1 protein-coding gene is annotated in these 750 nt (G+C 66.1%); it reads right to left on the bottom strand.

What is annotated here, in order from left to right; translation table 11 throughout:
• Positions 1–22: 22 nt before the first annotated feature.
• Positions 23–658: a hypothetical protein gene (locus OP18_RS50675; protein WP_033368013.1), complete on the bottom strand. Its 636-nt coding sequence runs from the start codon at positions 656–658 to the stop codon at positions 23–25.
• Positions 659–750 lie beyond the last annotated feature (92 nt).

Here is a 750-nt window from a genome sequence, read left to right on the forward strand (position 1 = left end):
GGCTGTGTCGTGGTGATGCGGCTCAGGCGTCGACGAGCTCCTTCGCGGTGTCCGGCACGGCGAAGCCCTTGCTGCCCGGGGTCGCCGCGGCGTGCACCAGACCGGCCGCGCCCAGCAGCACCAGCAGACCAGCCGCGCCATACGCCACCAGCGCCGCCTGACCCGCCTTCACCCCGAACTCACTGAACCCGTACGAGGTCAGCAACAGCCCCCGCAGCGTCTCACCCTTGAACACCGTCTCCCGCGCCGCGTTCGTGTCCGTCAGCTGCTTCTGCAACTCCGCCACCGCCGGGTCGTCCTTCGGCAACGCCGCGATCTTCGCCTTCAGCTCCGTCTGCACATCACCCAACTGCGCATACGTCTTACCACCCGCGATCGACTGCAGGTGCAGCCCGATGAACTCATTGGCATAGCACTCCGCCTGCTTGCCTGTCGTCAACCGCTGCCCCGCGTACGTGACCAGACACGCCGACTGCCGCTCCTGCGCCGTCAGCGTCGCCGCCGGCTTGAAGCTGATCTGCTGCTGACCCAACTGGTCCTTCACGTAGTCATTGGCGAAATTCGCGTTACTGGTCAGCACGACCCCCGCGACCAGCAGCAACCCGGCCAGAACGATCAGGCCCAGACCAACGATGATGTCAAGCGTCCGACGCTTCATGATGTGCCCTCCGGGCCTCTACTCGGCAACGTCCTGTGTGATGCCAACAGCGTCGGGCACCGGCACCCTCGCGCCGCAGAGGACAATCACCC

The organism is Dactylosporangium aurantiacum (genome assembly GCF_000716715.1).
Lineage (GTDB): Bacteria > Actinomycetota > Actinomycetes > Mycobacteriales > Micromonosporaceae > Dactylosporangium > Dactylosporangium aurantiacum.

What these genes read in the sequence shown, in the direction of transcription:
- OP18_RS50675 (WP_033368013.1), bottom strand. Translation starts at nt 658, where the DNA reads ATGAAGCGTCGGACGCTTGACATCATCGTTGGTCTGGGCCTGATCGTT.